Genomic DNA, 19,391 nt, shown 5'->3' with positions numbered 1-19,391 from the left:
TTGTTTAAACTTAATACGTTTTCGATTTCAGCATTTCTTCGAAGTAGTTTGTCAGCAATTTTCTTTCTGCTTCGGATAAATTAGCATCTTTGTGATAAACGATATATCCCGGCATCGGCATCGTTCTGTTTTGAACAGTCTGAATAATACCTCTCAGCATACTTTCCTTTAGCTCTTTATTGTAAGTTCCCCAAACGGAAAAATTAAGATGTTCACGACCTTCATTGATATGGCTTTTTATAGACCATGAAATAGGCGCAAAGCTTGAATATTTGGGATAAACCGTTTCGTCTGAATGACAGTCGTAGCAGGAATTTTTTAAAAGCAGGCTTATTTTTCGCGGAGTCTTTTTTAATTCAATAAAATTTTTCGCCGGATTTACTGGTTTATTCACTTTATCGATCGGAATAAACTGTATTAATACAAACGCGATCAATACCCAAAAGCCAATTTTTTTTGCCGTCTTCATAATTTTACTTTCTTACCGGAGTTAAAACAGCGTCTTTTGATCGTAGTTCTTTATATTACTGTCAACAGGTACTGCGGGAACTTCTGATGGTGCCGTGGAAGTTTCTGATGCAGGGGAAACTGCAACTTTAGGATTATCCAATGTTCTGGTATCTTTCAAATCCCAGTTTTCATTAGTATCCCACAACGGTCTTACAACCACCATTTTATAAAACACATACGAATCTTCAGCAAAGATATCATTTTGGAAATCTGCTTCGTCCCAATATTTATTTTCGTTGTTATCAACCAAAATTCTTACAATATATTCCGAGGGCTTTAAGATGTCAAACTTCACTTCATCTCCTTTTGTATATTTCTGGTACAAGACTTTCTCCGAAGAATCCAGCAATTGTATCCAATAACTTGTGGAAGGTGCATTTTGAATCTTAAATTTCACACTTCCGTAACTTTCAACTTTATCGGCTTCAAAATCAAAACGCTTTGACTGCGGATTTTTAGCATAAAAAGAGGAAACCGTTTCTTTAGGAACTGTAAGCTGATATTTTTTTCCTACAATAAAATCCGACTGTACCAGAATATCATAAGGGTTTGTTTCCGAAATTTTGGCCGTAAAATTCTGAGTTGTTACACTATCACTTTTCAGCACCCATTTTTCAGGTTCTATTTTGTCTAAAACATAATTTGAAGTGATTCTGAAGTCCGTTTTTGGGGGCAAAAGATTACCTTGATTATTGGTAATAGTCATTGCATTTTTTGCATTGTATTTATAAAAAACAGAAACTGTATCTTTTTTATTATCAGCATCATAGCTGAATTTTAAATTTTCCGTTACGGTTTGCCCGACATTTGCTTTTACAGCATCAAACCAAATATTTACGGTATCCGATTTCGGCCGGTGGGTGACTTTTATATCCTGAAGCTTATCATTCAACGAAAGAACTTTTACATCGGTGGGATTGCCTTCAAAAATCATTGAAATTCCGCCCTGTGCTTCTCTCATATCTCTGTATTTCAAAAGTTTTTTAGACGGATATACTTTTAAATTTAATCCTGAAACAGATTTATCTACCGTAATCGGATCTTTCTGAAAACCAACCTTTTCTTTTCCCGGATCGTAGACAGAATTTCCGTTTTCATCCTCAAAAGCTATAATTTTATATTTTCCGGGTGATAGATAATTTAATTCAAAATAGCCGTCATCGTCAACTTTTGTAATATAATAAGGCTTTTGTTTATAATTCATGGTATCTTTTACTTGATACAGGCCAACTACCAGTTTTTTATCACCCGTGCCACCGCTTTGCTTTTTTACTGCTAAGGCATCTTTTACGTCTCCGCTTATGTATAAATCATCAAGCTTATCACCGGTAGAAAAGGCAAAATTAAAGTAAGGCAAAACATTAGACTCATTATTATCTACAATTGAGTTCCCGAAGTTAAAATTATACGTCGTATTTGCCCGCAAAGTATCTTCCCATTGAATCAGAACATATTTATTGGCAATATTTGAAGGTAAAATGCGCTTGATTTTTGTAATCGGAGGCGAAATGATAAGGTTTTTATTAATGTCCTTTAAAGTAATATATTCATCAAAATCAAGACGGAGCTCGCGGATATTTCTTGAAACATTAATTCTTGTCGTATCAATATTTGAGCTTAAAAATTTGGGCGCCAAAGAATCCTTCGGTCCACCGACCGGCGAGCCGACCCTTGCACAGGATTGCACAAGAAAACCAATGATAAATAAAAAAAGAAATCTCTTCATGAATATGTTTAAGCAAAAGTAAACATTATTCTCCAAAAACTTCATGCCCGCTGTTCAAAGTATCTTTATTGTCGTTCATTACGCTGTGGAGCTTATCTTTCTGGGCAGGAAAATCTTCAAATAAACCAGACAAAGCCAGTGCTGTATAGACTTTGTTTGAATATTTATTTCCGATCGCAACAATTGTTACTTTTGACTTCAATAAATGCGCAAAAACGGAATTCGTTCCGTGCCACCAGCCATTGTGATAGGTCAGTTTTTCACCGTTATCAAAAATTTTCATTCTGAATCCTAATCCGTAATTATTCATGCCGATTTTTTCATTGCTGTAAGGTGCAAAAATCATCTCCATTAATTCAGGCCTTAAAAAATCTTTTGAATACATCGCTTTTGAGAAATTAAACAGATCTCTCGGCGTCGTATAAACATTTTTATCCCCATAAATAAGGTCTAACCGGTCTAAGGGATATAACCTGTTACCTCCATAATAAAAAGATTGGGCTGCAGTCGGAATGTCTTTTTCCTGGAAAATGTAAGAGTTTTTCATTTTCAACGGATCAAAAACCATTTCCTTCATCGCCTCAGGAAAAGGTTTCCTGGTAATTTTTTCTATAATTAAAGCCAACAAAGCGAAGTTTGTATTACAGTACATAAAACCTGTATCTGTATCTCTCGCTAATTCAGGTTTGTATTTAATGATCATATTTAATACATCCTGATTGGTGATAAACGCTTTTGTAAGCTCTGCCGGAGCCGGTTGAATTTTAGTAATAAAATATTCGTATTTCGGAAGACCGCTTCTCTGGGACAATAAAGTTTTCACCGTAACATCAGGATAAGGAAATCCAGGAAAAAACTGGGTTAAATGGTCTGTAAGTTTTATTTTTCCAGCTTCGATCAATTTCATCATTGCCATTGCCGTCATTGTTTTTGAAACTGAAGCAACGTGCAAAGGCGTATTTTTATCAATCGGCATCTGATTTCCCTGTCTGCCGAAACCTCTGTAATTTTCATACAGGATATCATCTCCTTTTGCCACTATGATCCCGCCACTAAGATCGCTTCCTTCCCAAACTTTTTTATAATACTGATCGATATAACGCACAAGAGAAGCCTTATCCGGAAGTTGCCCGTCTGCTTTTGTGAAAACTTTACCTAGATCTACATTCCCGTAATTGGGAAGGTCGGTTGAGTTTTCTGACAGAGATTCTTTAGATTCAGATTTATTTTTACAGGAAAAAAGAAATAAAAAAACAGCTAAAATAAGTACAAAATTACGCTTCTTCATGAGTTTCAAAATGAGCGGCAATTTAATAAAACTCAAAATAAATATTAAATATTGAAGGTGAATTATGAATTATTTAACATAAAAGTGAGAAATGATAAAGTTATTCAAAGAGATGCTTCGACAAGCTCAGCATGACATTCCTAATACTAACCGTTTACTTTAACAGAATAGTTGTAGCGATGTCATGCTCAGCATAAACTGAAAGTTTACGAACGAATGCTCACGAAGCATCTCAATATTTATCAAGCAAATTGAGCAAGAATTTTATCAACAATAACCTGAGCCAGCTTTTCTTTGCTTTGAACCGTCCAGCCCGCAATATGAGGAGTTACGATAGCTTTTTCTGATTTTAAAAGATATTGTAAATCTTCATTTTCTACTTCTAAATTTTCAAAAGAAGATTTTTCGTATTCCAAAACATCAAGACAGGCTCCTTTTATTTTCCCGAATTTTAGTGCTTCAACTAAAGCTTTAGTTTCAACATTTTTTCCTCTTGACGTATTAATGAAATAAAAGTCTTTTTTCATGTCAGAAATAAATGGCCCGTCAATCAAATAATAAGATTCGTCAGTCAATGGAATGTGCAGGCTTAAAATATCCGCTGTATTTTTCAATTCTTCCAAAGAAACCTGAGTCGCGAATTCATCTGAAAGATCAGGCAAAATATCATGGAAAATTACTTTACATCCAAAGCCTGAAAACCTTTTTGCAGTTGCTTTTCCCATGTTTCCGTAACCAATTAAACCCACGGTTTTTCCAAGCAATTCGTCGCCACGGTTTTCTTCACGGAGCCAGATTCCGTTTTTAACTTCTTGGGAAGCGATGAAAAGTCGGTTCATTAAAATCAATAACATTCCGACAACGTGTTCTGCAACAGAATCTCTGTTTCCTTCCGGAGAATTAATCAACTGGATTCCTAATTTTTCCGCAACAGGAATATCAATATTTTCCATGCCCGCTCCTACTCTTGCAATAAATTTCAGGTTCTTCCCTTTCTCCAAAAAGTTTTTATCCAAAGGAATCCTGCTTCTGATAATGACGCCGTTGTAGTTTTCAATTTTGTTGCAAACCTCATCGTAGGAAGAGGTGAAATCCTCTTCTAAAATGAAGTTTTTTGCTAAAAGCTGGTCGGTAATTAAGGGATGGTTTTTATCTAAAAGTAAGATTTTCATTTTTACCTATTTTGTCTCAACACAAAGTTCGTGAAGATTTATTAAACTAATTAAATTTTTATGTTTTATTTCTTTCTACCATATTTGTCATGCTGAAAGCATCTCAACTAAAATATTAGAAATAATTGAAAAGATTAGCGTCTAGATTCTTTCAGAATGACAACTCTGTGAATATCTTTCAAATATTGAAATAAATGTTTCAACCCTAGCCCCGATTGGAACGACATCCTTTTTGGTTGCGGGCGGAGCGAAGCGGAGCCCGTAATTAAAAAGATACAGTGAAAAGCGGGAAAAAGCTCCAAAAAATTTAATCAACAAAAAAATGCTTTCAAACTCGCAAAGGCGTTAACACTCAGCAAAGATTAAAAGCATTGATCTTATAAATTGTATTAATTATTTGTCTTATTTAGACTCTTGTGGCTCTTGAAATAATTTCTTCAATTCCACTGATTCTAAAGGTTTCATTCTTCCGGAAAGGATTAATGATAATTCTTTTCTACGAAACGCCGCTGCAAATCTTTCTTTTTCTTCTTCCGTTTCCGGGACCATTTCAGGAATCGGAATCGGGCGGTTAAACTCATCAACCGCAACAAAAGTATAAATTCCTTCGTTGGTATGAATTTTCTTCTGATTAATCGGATCATCCAGCCAAACATCCACATAAACTTCCATAGAAGTAGAAAATGCTCTTGAAACTTTGGATTCCAGAATCACAATTCCGCCTTCCGGAATCGGGTGATTGAAAGAAACATGATTTACAGAAGCCGTCACTACTCTTCTTTCGCAATGCCTTGCTGCAGAGATAGATGCACAACGGTCCATTTTTGCCAGCAATTCGCCGCCAAAAAGGTTTCTCAGCGAGTTGGTTTCGTTCGGAAGCACAATATTGGTCATAATCGTCAGAGAATCTGACGCGTGTTTTACTTTTGCCATTTATTCTTAGTGTTGTTTTGAATGGGTTGAATTTTTGTAGTATTTTCAACCTTTTCAGCGGGTTTTACTAATGAATCTTTTTTCAATGAATCAGAAATCGGAGCTTTCGGAGCATGAACCTGCATTTTTATGGTGTCCTGAGCAATTCTATGCGTTTTTGTCTGCACAGAGAAAGATTTTTTTCCGAAAAGAAGATCCTGCTGCGTATAAGCCACCACTAAAATTCCTACAACCGGAATAATGAAAAGAAAAATCCAAAGTATTGATTTGTTGAATTGATAGTCTTTTTCAGGATTTGCAGAAATATTGGGTTTATCCGAATTATGAATGTCTGAAAATCTGATTTCTTCCAAACCATAAAAATCAGGATGATCGGATGCTAATCTTTTACCTTTAAAATGAGTTTTCTCATTCTCAATAAAAATCGTTCCAAGATTCGGGATTTCTAAGACATTATCAGCCTGAAGTTTTTTCTTCCAAAAATCAGTCTGAATTTTGAGATCACTTCTAGAAGCTTCCAAAGTCATCTGCTTTTGGCTTGCTATAAAAGAGGCCAAGTCATCTGACTGAAGCTCAAAATCCGGACTAAACGCGATCTGGCTGGAAGGCGGAAGAATGCTTCCGTTTTCAGAATTAATAATTGCCTTAGAATTTTCCAGGGAAAACACACCAAAATTTGGAACTGTAACAGCACCAAATTGTTTCAGATATTCTAGAATGTAAGCTGAAATATTCATTTGGCAGCAAATTTATAACTTTTTCATGACTTTTTGAGAGATTTATTTTGATAAAAAAACAGCAATTAATTTATCAATTTCATAATTTAACAGCTTAATCTGATTATTCTCTTGACATCTTTATTTTTAATCTTAAAAAAATGAGTTCCTTTAAAAAAAGAATGGAGTTATTAAGTTTCCGTTATATTCTAATTTTTAATTAAAAACATAAAAAAAGACCGCCGAAGCAGTCTTAAAAAAAATTAATCTAACATTTTACTTTTATATTGATTGTAAAATATTCTGGATGAGTTATTGGATTTTCCAGCTTATTCCGAACATGAAGTTTGTTCCGGCCTGTGAAAAATAATAAGGTTCGCCATCATAAACCGCACCATTGTTTACATATTTTTTGTTGAAAATATTATTAACCAATAATTTCAACGCAATGTCATTATTCTTGATTTTAAACTGATATTGAGCATTAAAATCCGTCAAAAGATAATCTTTAAGCTGTAAATTTTTATCTTCCGTGTTATCCAGATATTGCTTTCCGACGTATTGATTCATTAAAGCAAACTGGAAGTTTTTTGTTGGATTAAACTTCAATCCCAGATTCGCAATAATATCGGGCGAGAAAGAAATCTGCGTATTACCTAAATCCTTAGTTGAACCTTCGCTTTCTATTTTAAAATCCTGATTTCTGTTTTGGCTTGCACTTATATTTCCTGAGATTTCCCATTGTTTCGAAAGTTTTGCCACCGCTCCAAGCTCAACTCCTCTTCTGAAACTTTCCCCTGAATTTGTTCTGATAAAAGCACCGACATTATTTAATTCACCATTTAAAACCAGCTGATTAACGTAATACATATAATATAAATTGGCTGTAAACGATACAATTCCGAACTGTTTTTCTAAACCGGCCTCAAAATCGTGAAGCTTTTCTGCTTTAACATTATTGTCAGCAAGCAAATCATCTCTGTTTGGCTCACGTTGCGCGTGTGCGTAAGACAAAAATACTTTTCCGTTGCTGATTTTATAATTAATTCCGGCTTTTGGATTGAAAAACAACCAGCTTTTCGTCAAATTTGCGCCTTCACCGTCTCCTTCTTGTAAAATTTTCGTATCGTAATCGATATTTCTCAACTGCAAATCTCCGAAGAATTCAAAATTATTAACCTTAATTAAAGCCTTTGCAAAACCTGCGACCTCGGTTTTAACCGAACGGCTTCTGTAATATTCGCTTTCATCAATTTGAGGATAAAAAACTCCCGTTACATTTCCGTAATGCCTTCCGTAATATTGGTTGGCAACGGCTCCAAAGTTTAAATCTACATTTTCAAACTTCCCGTAAAGCGTTGAAACGATTCCGTAAAAATCATTATTCAGCCATTTTTTTCTGATAAAATCTGAATATTCTTCGCCGTTAATATCAGGTAAATTATATCTTTCAAAAGGATCGCCCTGCTTGTAATTTTCATAATATCCTTTTCCTTTTGTGTAATGTAAGGTCGTTTCTAAATTCCATCGGTCACTGAATTTTTGCTCCCAAAGCAACTGGTAATGATTTTGTCTGTAATTATCTGTTTCATTGTCATAAAATCCCACAATATTTTCCCAGTTTGAATCATAAATTGCTCCGGAATAGTTGAATTTCGGGTCTGTTTCCCATGTTTTTCTGTCAATTCCGTTCCATGCCTGGTAGGTTTTTTCTTTTCCGCCGAAAGCCATCAAACGGATTCTCGTATTTCCTTCTTCGTATAAAGCCGTGAAATTATAAGAATCCAGTTTTGAAAAAGACCGGTCAATATATCCGTCAGAATTGATGTGGGTGTATCTTCCCATCACGGAAAGTCGATTCCCCCAGAATTTTCCCGAACCGATTTCTGCAGAATATTTATAAGTATTGAATGATCCGTAACTGTCATCTGTTTTAAAATAAAACTTTTCTTCAGGATCTTTAGAAATTACATTGATACTCGCTCCGAACGCCGAAACTCCGTTATTGGAAGTCCCAACCCCTCTCTGAATCACGATTTGTGAAGCAGAACTCGTGAGATCCGGAACATTGACGAAGAAAGTTCCCTGGCTTTCAGAATCATTGAACGGAACACCATTCATCATGACATTAATCCCTCTTCCGGCAACTCCGCGAATCCTGAAACCCGTGTAGCCAACGCCGTTTCCTGCATCAGAAGTTGAAATAACAGAAGTTTGATTTTTTAAAAGTATGGGTAAATCCTGTCCAAGATTTCTGCTGTCTATATCTTTTGCAACGTTGATGATTTCCTTGGCAACGGGAAGCCTTCTCGTAAAGTTGACAGCCTCAATTTCTTTGATTTTCAAAGAATCTGTATTTTGCGCCTGCATAAAAGCAAATGAGCCTACAGTAAGCCCTAAAAAAATAAATCCTTTCATTCTATAAATTTTAAAATTTAACGAATAAAAGGGGCGGATTATCTATAATTGATAAGTGATAAAAGATGATTGATTCTCATTTATCAATTATTTAAATGTTTCCCTAAACAGCATTATCCGTTCCAGGTTCATTGGGTATAATCTCAGCTTGTTACAGCACCCCTTTATTTCAGCCGCGAAATTACAAAAAATTTATGAGATTTATAATTCTAAAATTTCAGAAGCTTAAAGCTTACTGCCTAAAAAGCCTGTGATTCAATACGATTTATTATTTGCATCAATATAATAATAATTCTCACCGTCTTTGGTTACTTCAAACATTTTACCCAGCTTCCAGCTAAAATTTCTCTTAATGTCAGAGTATTCAAAAGGAATAATTACTTTATTATTAACGTCAATTACTCCGAACATATCATTTTGTGAGGCCACGATCATCGGATTTTTCAAATCATCACCTTCCATAATAAAAAGGTATTCATATTGAGGATAAATCTGATATTGCTTGTAATCTGCGGCATTGATAAATTTTGAATCTTCAATAATGCCGTAAAGCTTATTAATAGTATAAGCGTGATACAATTGTGGCTTATATTCAAGCTTGCATCTTCCTAGATCGTCGTCTTTATACTGATAGACTTTTTTTCCGGATAAATTAATCCTGTATGAAATAAAATCCTTTTCTACCGTAGCATAATCCTTTGTTCCAAATTTTCTTGCTTTTTCATTTTTTGAGCTTAAAAGGTTGCAATCTTCAGCAAAAAACAGGGCAATATGATATTCCGGCTGCACGATGAATTTTCCTTTTTGGTTAACATATCCAAATTTTCCATTATTTTTTTGCGGAATTAATAATGGTACATCCGGATTAATCACCACAAGATTGGGATTTGATTTTGATATTGCTGTTTTTTTCGCACCGGGCTTGGATATTTTTACAGGTTTCTTTTTCAAAGATTTAGCCTGTGAAAACATAAAGGCGGAAATAAAAACAAATACGAGGGGAATAATTTTTTTCATTTTCATCACTATATAAAATTTCTGCCAAAAATAGAAAATATAAAATTCATATTTATAAAGAATCTAAATAATTTCAACCTCATAAAATAGTAAAAATTCGTAATTTTGGAAACATTTTTAATTGTTTGATAATTTAAAAACGTTTTTAAGATATGACTTTGATATCGATATGATCAAAAAAATGTACAAACGTTACCCAAAAAGAGTTTCTGTGGCAAGCAGAGCACTGAAAAGTTACTTATGCTTTTAAAAAAGTACTTTATACACACCTTTGGGACAGAATATTATCCAGCATTTTTAAAAAGGCGTAGATTACACTTACTTATAGAAAAAGTGGTATGACCACACATTAATCTACCTTTAAAATTGAAAGACTTCTATTATTATGAGCATTTACAAGGATTACATCAAAGAGATTGAAGAAAGAAAAAACCAGGGGCTTCATCCAAAGCCGATCGATGGTGCTGAATTATTAAGTGAAATTATTGCACAGATTAAAGATGCAGGTAACGCAGACCGATCAGATTCTCTTAAATTTTTTATTTATAACACTTTACCGGGAACAACAAGCGCCGCGGGAGTGAAAGCTAAATTTTTAAAAGAAATTATTCTGGGTGAATCCTTAGTAGAAGAAATATCTCCTGCTTTTGCTTTCGAATTATTATCTCACATGAAAGGCGGACCTTCTATTGAAGTATTGCTTGACCTGGCCTTGGGTAATGATATTTCTATTGCTAAAGAAGCGGCAAACGTTCTTAAAACACAGGTTTTCCTTTATGACGCCGATACAAACCGTCTGAAAGAAGCATTCAACAGCGGTAACGAAATCGCACAAGAACTTATTGAAAGCTATGCAAAAGCTGAATTCTTCACAAAACTTCCGGAAGTTGCCGAAGAAATTAAAGTAGTAACATTTATTGCCGGTGAAGGGGACATCTCTACGGATTTACTTTCTCCGGGAAATCAGGCGCATTCAAGATCAGACCGTGAATTGCATGGTAAATGTATGATCACTCCTCAGGCGCAGGAAGAAATCAAAGCTTTACAGGCACAACATCCTGATGCAAGTGTAATGCTTATCGCTGAAAAAGGAACGATGGGTGTTGGCTCATCAAGAATGTCAGGTGTAAATAATGTAGCTTTATGGACAGGTAAGCAGGCAAGCCCATATATTCCGTTCGTAAATATCGCCCCGATCGTTGGCGGAACAAACGGGATTTCCCCAATTTTCCTTACGACGGTTGATGTAACCGGAGGTATTGGAATTGACCTTAAGAATTGGGTGAAAAAGCTTGATGAAAACGGAAATCCAATTCGTAATGAAGCTGGCGAGCCAATTCTTGAAGAAGCTTATTCTGTTGCGACAGGAACCGTTCTTACCATTAATACAAAAACAAAAAAATTATATAACGGAGATCAGGAATTAATCGATCTTACGAAGTCTTTTACTCCACAAAAAATGGAATTCATCAAAGCTGGTGGATCTTATGCCATTGTTTTCGGTAAAAAACTACAGACATTTGCAGCAAAGCTTTTAGGAATTGAAACGCCTCTTGTTTTTGCACCTTCAAAAGAAATTTCTCACGAAGGACAGGGCTTAACTGCCGTTGAAAAAATCTTCAACAGAAATGCAGTTGGAACAACACCAGGAAAGGTGCTGCACGCCGGTTCTGACGTTCGTGTAGAAGTAAACATTGTTGGATCTCAGGATACAACAGGTTTAATGACCGCTCAGGAGCTTGAATCAATGGCGGCAACAGTGATTTCACCGATTGTAGACGGTGCTTATCAGTCAGGATGTCACACCGCTTCTGTTTGGGATAAAAAAGCGCAGGCTAATATTCCAAAATTAATGAAATTCATGAACGAATTCGGTTTAATCACAGCTCGTGACCCGAAAGGTGAATATCATGCCATGACGGATGTTATTCACAAAGTTCTTAACGATATTACTATTGACGAATGGGCCATCATCATTGGTGGTGATTCTCACACAAGAATGTCTAAAGGTGTTGCTTTCGGAGCAGACTCAGGAACGGTGGCTTTAGCTTTAGCAACAGGTGAAGCATCAATGCCAATTCCGGAATCTGTAAAAGTAACGTTCAAAGGAGATATGAAAGAACACATGGATTTCCGTGATGTTGTTCATGCCACTCAGGCTCAGATGCTGAAGCAGTTTGGCGGAGAAAACGTATTCCAGGGAAGAATTATTGAGGTTCATATCGGAACACTTCCTGCTGATCAGGCATTTACATTTACAGACTGGACAGCTGAAATGAAGGCGAAGGCTTCTATCAACATTTCCGATGACAGCACATTAATCCAATCTTTGGAAATCGCAAAAGGCAGAATCCAGATCATGATCGATAAAGGAATGGATAATCACAACAAGGTTCTTCAGGGATTAATTAATAAAGCAGACAAGAGAATTGCTGAGATCAGATTGGGTGAAAAGCCAGCACTGACTCCGGATTCAAATGCTAAATATTATGCTGAAGTGGTTGTTGATCTTGACATTATTGTAGAACCCATGATTGCTGACCCGGATGTGAATAATGAAGATGTTTCTAAAAGATACACTCACGATACGATCAGAGCGCTTTCTTTTTACGGAGGTGAGAAAAAAGTAGATCTTGGCTTTGTAGGATCTTGTATGGTTCACAAAGGAGATTTAAAAATTGTTTCTCAAATGCTTAAAAATATTGAAAAACAACAAGGTAAAGTAGAATTCAACGCTCCGCTTGTGGTAGCAGCTCCGACATATAATATTATTGATGAATTAAAAGCGGAAGGAGACTGGGAATTTTTAGAAAAATATTCTGGCTTCGAATTTGATGATAATGCTCCTAAAGGCGAGGCACGCGTTGAATACAAAAACATGATGTATCTTGAGCGTCCCGGCTGCAACCTTTGTATGGGTAATCAGGAGAAAGCTGCTAAGGGAGATACCGTATTGGCAACTTCTACACGCCTTTTCCAGGGAAGAGTGGTTGAAGATTCTGAACGTAAAAAAGGAGAATCTTTATTGGCTTCAACTCCGGTTGTTGTCCTTTCTGCGATCATGGGAAGAATTCCTAATATTGATGAATATAAAGCTGCAGTTGAAGGTATTGACCTGACTAAATTTGCTCCACCTATCAAGGAGCTGGTTCAGGTTGGTCACTAATTAGAATTAGACGATAAGTCGAAAGACTTTTAAATATTAAATGGAAGATTTCTTTTGAAATCTTCCATTTTTTTATAATTTTAAGTTGCTTATTTTACGCGAAATCTTCCTCAATAATACTCAATTTCCCTTGTTGTCATTTCATTTTGTTCTAAAGTATCAAAAGTTTTTCCTTTTTTAGTTATTCTCTTGATCCAATTTCCGTTATTATCATACTCATATTTATTGGTAATAACTTTTATTGGAATATTCTTTTCGGTCATGTATGCATTTAAAGTTAAATTTCCATTGCTGTCATACTCCCAAATTTCAGATTGATACAAGTCGTACCCATTTTCATTATACATTTCAAAGCCATCAATAACGTCAGTTTTCTTAATCATATTTCCAAATAGATCAAATTTTTGAATAAAATGATAACCAATTTCAACTTTCTTGTCTGGATAAATATATTCCCCAATAATTTCAGTGTTATTTCCTTTATCATCAAATTTATAGTAATCTGTTGTATTGTGCGGCAAAAATTGAGTGAGTTGAAATTTTTTTATTAAGTGTTTTTGATGATCATATTCAAAACCTTCAATTGGCTGATATTTACATTCGGGATTATTTTTATTGATCAAACATTGCCCTTCCTCAACTATATTATTAGAAGAATCATATTTCAGGATCTTTCTCAAAATGAAATTATCTCTAAATCTCTTTGCTGATTCCACAACAAGATTATTATTTTCGTCGTACTCATATTCAATTTTTTCATATAAAAACGAGTCCTTATTTTTTTGACTGACTTCATCATAATCTCTAAAAGCACCAAATAGATAATCCACTTTTTCACTTAATCTTTTCTTATTGTCAAATTTTTGAAAGGTTTCCTTAACCAAAATATTTCCCATGTAATGTTTCTCTAAAATCAAATTCATGTCATTGTCATACTGGTAAATTTCTCCGTCCAATCCGCTTGTCATTTCATTTAGTTTTGAAACAAGTTTTCCTTTTTGAAATTTATAATGAATACCTTCATCACGAAGATTACGCTGAATGTAATTTACTCCCAATCCATATTTTATTATTTCCGTTGGCAAACCTTGCTCGTCAAAATAATAGAAAGTTCTTTCAGAAAATTCATCGCTTTGAAAACCAGTCTTTACAATAACGCTTTTTACTTTCTTACAAAGTTTTATATTTAAATCATCGTTTTCCGACAATTTAAATTCCGTAAACTCTTGGGAAAATAATTTCGAGGTGAAAATCAATACTAAAATTAAAAAAAGTTTGCTTTGATATGCCATTTTAATAAAATTGTGTGTACAAAACCAAATATACACATCTTATACGATGTATAAATTCTTTAATGTTTTTTACAATGCTTACATTAAATAGCCCGTATATAAAATTATTAAAAGAATAATTAATTCGATGATTTTAAATAACTTTTATTTAGAACCTTTCCATTTAAGAGTCATGAGAATTATTTTATCCTATGTCAATGATTCAAAATTTATTTTTTCCTTAACTTGATAGGTATTAAAAATATTAATTATTCATCTTATTTATACCGTTTTAACGATGGTAGGAACAGTATTTGATAAATTTGTATTTGTGGAAATTTTCCGCATTTAATTTTAAATTAAAGTCCGGAAAAAATTTATAGAAAAGAAAAATTAAAACAGATATGACTTTCGACATTGACATGATCAAAAAAGTGTACGAGCGTTACCCGGAAAGAATTGCTGCGGCAAGACAAATAGTGGGAAAACCTCTTACCCTTTCAGAAAAAATCCTTTATACCCACTTATGGGAAGGTAATGCTACATCAGCACATGAAAGAGGAAACTCTTATGTAGATTTCGCACCGGACAGAGTAGCAATGCAGGATGCAACTGCCCAAATGGCGCTTTTACAATTTATGCAGGCCGGGAAAGCCAAAGTAGCTGTTCCTTCAACTGCTCATGCCGATCACTTGATCCAGGCAAAAGTAGGTGCTGATAAAGATTTGCAGGAAGGTCTTAATAAGAATTCAGAAGTTTTCAATTTCCTGGGTTCTGTTTGTGATAAATATGGAATCGGTTTCTGGAAGCCCGGAGCAGGTATCATTCATCAGGTTGTATTAGAAAATTATGCATTCCCGGGAGGTATGATGATCGGAACCGACTCTCACACGGTAAACGCAGGAGGTTTAGGAATGGTGGCTATCGGAGTTGGTGGTGCTGATGCGGTAGATGTAATGGCAGGAATGGCTTGGGAGCTTAAAATGCCAAAATTAATCGGTGTAAAATTAACCGGTAAAATGTCTGGCTGGACCTCGGCAAAAGACGTTATCCTAAAAGTAGCAGGAATCCTTACCGTAAAAGGCGGTACGGGATGTATTGTAGAATATTTCGGAGAAGGTGCTGAATCTTTATCTGCAACAGGTAAAGGAACAATCTGTAACATGGGTGCTGAAATCGGAGCTACGACTTCTACTTTCGGATACGATGATTCCATGAGAAGATATTTGGCTTCTACAGGAAGACAGGACGTTGTGGACGCTGCTGATAAAATTGCGGAACATTTAACAGGTGATGCTGAAGTCTATGCAAACCCTGAACAATATTTCGACCAAGTCATTGAAATCAACCTTTCTGAATTGGCTCCTCACTTAAACGGACCTTTCACTCCGGATTTGGCGACTCCGGTTTCTGAATTTAAAGCTAAAGCTGAAGCAAACGGATGGCCAATCGAAGTGGAATGGGCATTGATCGGATCTTGTACCAACTCTTCTTACGAAGATCTTTCAAGAGCGGCTTCTATTGTTGAAGATGCTGTTGCTAAAGGTGTTAAACCTAAAGCGATCTTAGGAATCAACCCAGGTTCTGAACAGGTGAAATTCACAGCAGAAAGAGATGGTTTCTTAGATTCTTTCAGAAAATTTGAAAACGCAAGAATCTTTACCAATGCTTGCGGACCTTGTATCGGACAATGGGACAGAGAAGGTGCTGAAAAAGGTGAAAAAAACTCAATTATTCATTCTTTCAACAGAAACTTTGCAAAAAGAGCAGACGGTAACCCAAACACTCACGCATTCGTAGCTTCACCGGAAATGGTAGCTGCCATTGCAATTTCAGGAAGATTAGATTTTAACCCAATCACAGATACATTAACCAATGAGTCTGGAGAACAAATAAGATTAAACGAACCTCAAGGTTTTGAACTACCTGCAAAAGGTTTCGCAGTAGATGACAACGGATACCAAGCTCCATCTGCAGACGGATCTTCTGTTGTTGTGAAGGTAAGCCCAACTTCAGACAGACTTCAACTGTTAGAAGAATTCCCGGCTTGGGATGGTAAAAACATTATAGGAGCAAGACTTTTAATAAAAGCTTTCGGAAAATGTACAACCGACCATATTTCTATGGCTGGACCTTGGTTGAAATACAGAGGTCACCTTGATAATATTTCAAACAACATGCTGATTGGAGCTGTAAATGCTTTCAACATGGAAACGAATAAGGTAAAAAATGTATTGACTGCAGAATATGGAGAAGTTCCTGCTGTACAGAGAGCATATAAAGCCGCAGGCGTTCCTTCAATCGTTGTTGGAGATCAAAACTATGGTGAAGGCTCTTCAAGAGAGCACGCTGCGATGGAACCAAGACATCTTGGTGTAAAAGCAGTATTGGTAAAATCATTTGCGAGAATCCACGAAACAAACCTTAAAAAACAGGGAATGTTGGGAATCACTTTCGCTAATGAAGCGGATTACGATAAAATCTTGGAAGACGATGTTATCAACTTCTTGGATCTTGATCAGTTTGCTCCAGGAAAACAACTGACTTTAGAATTCATTCATTCAGACGGAACTAAAGACATCATAATGGCAAACCATACTTATAATGACCAACAAATTGATTGGTTTAAAGCTGGTTCTGCTCTTAATTTGATTAAACAACAGGAAAATTAATTGTTAGATTTAATTTTAATTATAAAAAGCAACTTCAATTTCGGAGTTGCTTTTATTTTATCATCGTTAAAAGATTTAATAATTCGTTTTTAAATTTTGCTCTAAAAATAGATTATAATAAGCAGCCTGTAACAAAATCTTTTTTTCTGCGTCTAACCCGATAGTAGAAAACATTATGAAAAAAGCTGTATTCGTTTTAACATTTATAGGGTCAGTACTTACCTATGCACAGGAAAAGACCAATAATCAGGTCAAAGAAAAACAGATCGAAGGCGTTGTTATAACCAAAACTAAAAAAGCCGTTGAACAGAAAGCCGACCGTACAATTTTTGATTTTTCCGAGCAGCCCCAGCTTAATAACGGCAATGTTTTAGAAGGTATTAAAAAACTTCCCGGGCTTGTTTCCACCGATATTGCAGGAATGATGTATCAAGGGAAAATTCTTGATGTTTATCTTAACGGAAGACCTTTAAATATTACTTCCAACGAACTGAATTCTTTTCTTGAAGGGATGCCCGCCAACTCTGTTGACAGAATTGAAGTCATAACGCAACCCGGCGCAGAATTTCCTGCCACTTCCGGAGGCGCGATCATGAATATTATTACCAATAAAAATGCTAATAAATATTTAACAGCAACCTATTCAGGGAATTATTCTTTTACGAATTATGATAAATTCCGAAGCAGAACGAGTAATTCAATGAATTTAAATGCAAGAAATAAATATTTCGGATGGCAATTGAATTTTGGGCAAAATTACCGCGAAAGCATGCTTAATACCAATCAAAATGATTTATTGCTAAGTAATACAGATAGATATGGTCGGGGATATTTTGCAAAATCAGGAATCACTTTTGAGCTCGGACAGGACAGATTATTATTAAATTACGACATTTATCACAACAATAATGACAATTATACTTTAAGCGAGGGTTTTGCGGATCTCCCTTATAAAAACATCAAAGACAGCATAAGGGAAGGAAATTATTGGGCTTCTGATGTTGCTCATACATTAAATACAAGGCAGGAAGCGGTTGTAACGTACCAAAAACGTTTTACAGATAAATCTCAGAAACTGGATTTCCAGTTTGGATATACAAAATCTGACAGCAAATTTGATCAGGATAATATTTACAGAAATATAATGTACCGTAATCCTGATGAAACAATTCCGCCATTTTCAGATGGAAATCAGCTGAGCAACACCTCAGACATGAGAATCGCCAATTTTAAGGTAGATTATTCACAACCCATCAAAATTCTTGACGGCGGAAAAGTAAGCTTTGGAGGATTGTATGAAAATCAGGATTTTGATACAGAAAGCAGAGGCTTAAAGAACCTTGAATACAAAAGACAGACAACGGCAACTTATCTGGAATTTCAGGCTAAGCTTAAAAAGTTTGATTTTATTTTGGGAACACGAGCCGAAAACTATGATATCAGCGGCGTTACAAGAGCCATCGATTCTACTAAATCTGTGGTACAGAAGGATTTAATTCCTTTTAATAAGTTTAAATTATTCCCCAATGCAAGTGTGCAGTATAATATAATGAACCAGGTTTATATTGCTGCGAATTACAACAAAAAGATCAGCTTACCGAGTATTTCTGCCTTAAATCCGAACAATACGACGTTTCAGGGACCAAACACGCAAGTAACAGGAAACCCGAATCTGCAGCCTACCATTTTTGATAATTATGAATTGAAAATTTCAGCTTTTGATTATGCATTTATCGGATACAGTGTGAGCTCTGCAAGCAATCAGGTCGCTCAGATCATCAGAAAAGACGGTAAAAATCTTTATAATGAGCAAGTCAATATTGCCAATATGAGAATTCACAACTTCAATGTCGGCCTTCCGATTCCGTTTATGGTTTTCAGCAAGCCGATCAGTGAGATCATGAAGTTTGATTTTAATCCTGATAAAATTAATTTCATGTACTTATACGCTGGCTATCAGAAACATGAGATTGATAATTTAAACAACAAAGGTTTCTGGATTTTCAATATTATGACACAATTGATCTTGCCAAAAGATATAAAGCTAACAGCCAATTACAGCTATTTAACTCCAAAAGCAGGATATTTTTATTTCACGGCCGAAAAACCGTTCAACAATTCACTGGATATTACATTAACGAAAAAATTCCTGGATAACAGGTTAACACTTTCTGTTTTTGCGAATGATATTTTCAACGGGCAGGTAATGCAGGTACGTTCCAACCCGCCTGGCGGAGGAGAAAGTGTATTGTTGAGAAATAAGTATGACACCAGAAACTTCGGATTGTCAATTAATTACAAGATCCCGACTAGAAATAAACTGGCGAAAGAAGATCCGAACATCCTAAACAGCACCAAAAAAGAAGAAAATGGTGGGGTAATGCCGCAAGGACAATAATTTTTTAATTAAAATTTAATTTCCACGGATTTTTACACAATATTTAAAATATCAATACAATACATTTATCAATAGGAACGGGCTTTAGCCCGTTTTTTTATGCA

The 19,391-nt window shown here is 35.4% G+C and carries 12 protein-coding genes; 3 read left to right on the top strand and 9 right to left on the bottom strand.

Going from position 1 to position 19,391, the window contains the following annotated elements; all coding sequences use genetic code 11:
• Positions 1–10: 10 nt before the first annotated feature.
• From BLT04_RS09105 to BLT04_RS09070, 8 genes are all read right to left on the bottom strand, one after another.
• The gene (locus BLT04_RS09105; protein ID WP_089755458.1) at positions 11–469 is read right to left on the bottom strand and encodes a heme-binding domain-containing protein; all 459 of its coding nucleotides are present in this window, start codon (positions 467–469) and stop codon (positions 11–13) included.
• Positions 470–490: 21 nt separating this feature from the next.
• A complete protein-coding gene (locus BLT04_RS09100; protein WP_089755457.1) occupies positions 491–2,236 on the bottom strand; it encodes an Ig-like domain-containing domain in 1,746 nt (581 codons plus the stop codon).
• 25 nt (positions 2,237–2,261) lie between these two features.
• A complete protein-coding gene (locus tag BLT04_RS09095; protein WP_089755456.1) occupies positions 2,262–3,524 on the bottom strand; it encodes a serine hydrolase domain-containing protein in 1,263 nt (420 codons plus the stop codon).
• A 242-nt stretch (positions 3,525–3,766) separates the two neighbouring features.
• On the bottom strand, positions 3,767–4,696 hold the full coding sequence (locus BLT04_RS09090) for a 2-hydroxyacid dehydrogenase (RefSeq protein WP_089755455.1): 930 nt from the start codon (positions 4,694–4,696) through the stop codon (positions 3,767–3,769).
• A 402-nt stretch (positions 4,697–5,098) separates the two neighbouring features.
• Positions 5,099–5,629 (bottom strand): acyl-CoA thioesterase, encoded by a 531-nt coding sequence (locus BLT04_RS09085; RefSeq protein WP_089755454.1) that lies wholly within the window; start codon positions 5,627–5,629, stop codon positions 5,099–5,101.
• Positions 5,617–6,366, bottom strand: a complete 750-nt coding sequence (locus BLT04_RS09080) for an HU domain-containing protein (protein ID WP_170828455.1) — start codon at positions 6,364–6,366, stop codon at positions 5,617–5,619. Before BLT04_RS09080 ends, BLT04_RS09085 begins: the two co-directional genes overlap by 13 nt.
• 291 nt (positions 6,367–6,657) lie before the next feature.
• A complete protein-coding gene (locus BLT04_RS09075; RefSeq protein WP_089755453.1) occupies positions 6,658–8,763 on the bottom strand; it encodes a TonB-dependent receptor in 2,106 nt (701 codons plus the stop codon).
• 255 nt (positions 8,764–9,018) lie between these two features.
• Entirely contained in the window at positions 9,019–9,780 is a 762-nt protein-coding gene (locus tag BLT04_RS09070) for a WG repeat-containing protein (protein ID WP_089755569.1), read from the bottom strand.
• Positions 9,781–10,165: 385 nt separating this feature from the next.
• On the opposite strand from BLT04_RS09070, the gene BLT04_RS09065 reads away from it, so the two are divergent.
• Entirely contained in the window at positions 10,166–12,946 is a 2,781-nt protein-coding gene (locus BLT04_RS09065; protein ID WP_089755452.1) for a bifunctional aconitate hydratase 2/2-methylisocitrate dehydratase, read from the top strand.
• Positions 12,947–13,056: 110 nt separating this feature from the next.
• Here BLT04_RS09065 and BLT04_RS09060 read toward each other — a convergent pair whose 3' ends face one another.
• Entirely contained in the window at positions 13,057–14,274 is a 1,218-nt protein-coding gene (locus tag BLT04_RS09060; RefSeq protein ID WP_139166230.1) for a hypothetical protein, read from the bottom strand.
• Between the two features lie 347 nt (positions 14,275–14,621).
• Between BLT04_RS09060 and BLT04_RS09055 the strand changes: the two genes are divergently transcribed.
• Both BLT04_RS09055 and BLT04_RS09050 read left to right on the top strand, forming a co-directional pair.
• The gene (locus tag BLT04_RS09055) at positions 14,622–16,889 is read left to right on the top strand and encodes an aconitate hydratase (RefSeq protein WP_089755450.1); all 2,268 of its coding nucleotides are present in this window, start codon (positions 14,622–14,624) and stop codon (positions 16,887–16,889) included.
• Between the two features lie 175 nt (positions 16,890–17,064).
• Positions 17,065–19,287, top strand: a complete 2,223-nt coding sequence (locus BLT04_RS09050; protein WP_089755449.1) for an outer membrane beta-barrel protein — start codon at positions 17,065–17,067, stop codon at positions 19,285–19,287.
• The last annotated feature ends 104 nt before the right edge of the window (positions 19,288–19,391 follow it).

The organism is Chryseobacterium soldanellicola, assembly GCF_900100115.1.
Lineage (GTDB): Bacteria > Bacteroidota > Bacteroidia > Flavobacteriales > Weeksellaceae > Chryseobacterium > Chryseobacterium soldanellicola.
The sequence above is the reverse complement of the archived record's forward strand: the minus strand, read 5'-3'. Positions and strand labels throughout refer to the sequence as shown.

Bases quoted from the DNA above. Each gene is read 5' to 3' on its own strand.
- BLT04_RS09105 (WP_089755458.1), bottom strand. From the start codon at position 469: ATGAAGACGGCAAAAAAAATTGGCTTTTGGGTATTGATCGCGTTTGTA.
- BLT04_RS09100 (WP_089755457.1), bottom strand. From the start codon at position 2,236: ATGAAGAGATTTCTTTTTTTATTTATCATTGGTTTTCTTGTGCAATCC.
- BLT04_RS09095 (WP_089755456.1), bottom strand. From the start codon at position 3,524: ATGAAGAAGCGTAATTTTGTACTTATTTTAGCTGTTTTTTTATTTCTT.
- BLT04_RS09090 (WP_089755455.1), bottom strand. From the start codon at position 4,696: ATGAAAATCTTACTTTTAGATAAAAACCATCCCTTAATTACCGACCAG.
- BLT04_RS09085 (WP_089755454.1), bottom strand. From the start codon at position 5,629: ATGGCAAAAGTAAAACACGCGTCAGATTCTCTGACGATTATGACCAAT.
- BLT04_RS09080 (WP_170828455.1), bottom strand. From the start codon at position 6,366: ATGAATATTTCAGCTTACATTCTAGAATATCTGAAACAATTTGGTGCT.
- BLT04_RS09075 (WP_089755453.1), bottom strand. From the start codon at position 8,763: ATGAAAGGATTTATTTTTTTAGGGCTTACTGTAGGCTCATTTGCTTTT.
- BLT04_RS09070 (WP_089755569.1), bottom strand. From the start codon at position 9,780: ATGAAAAAAATTATTCCCCTCGTATTTGTTTTTATTTCCGCCTTTATG.
- BLT04_RS09065 (WP_089755452.1), top strand. From the start codon at position 10,166: ATGAGCATTTACAAGGATTACATCAAAGAGATTGAAGAAAGAAAAAAC.
- BLT04_RS09055 (WP_089755450.1), top strand. From the start codon at position 14,622: ATGACTTTCGACATTGACATGATCAAAAAAGTGTACGAGCGTTACCCG.
- BLT04_RS09050 (WP_089755449.1), top strand. From the start codon at position 17,065: ATGAAAAAAGCTGTATTCGTTTTAACATTTATAGGGTCAGTACTTACC.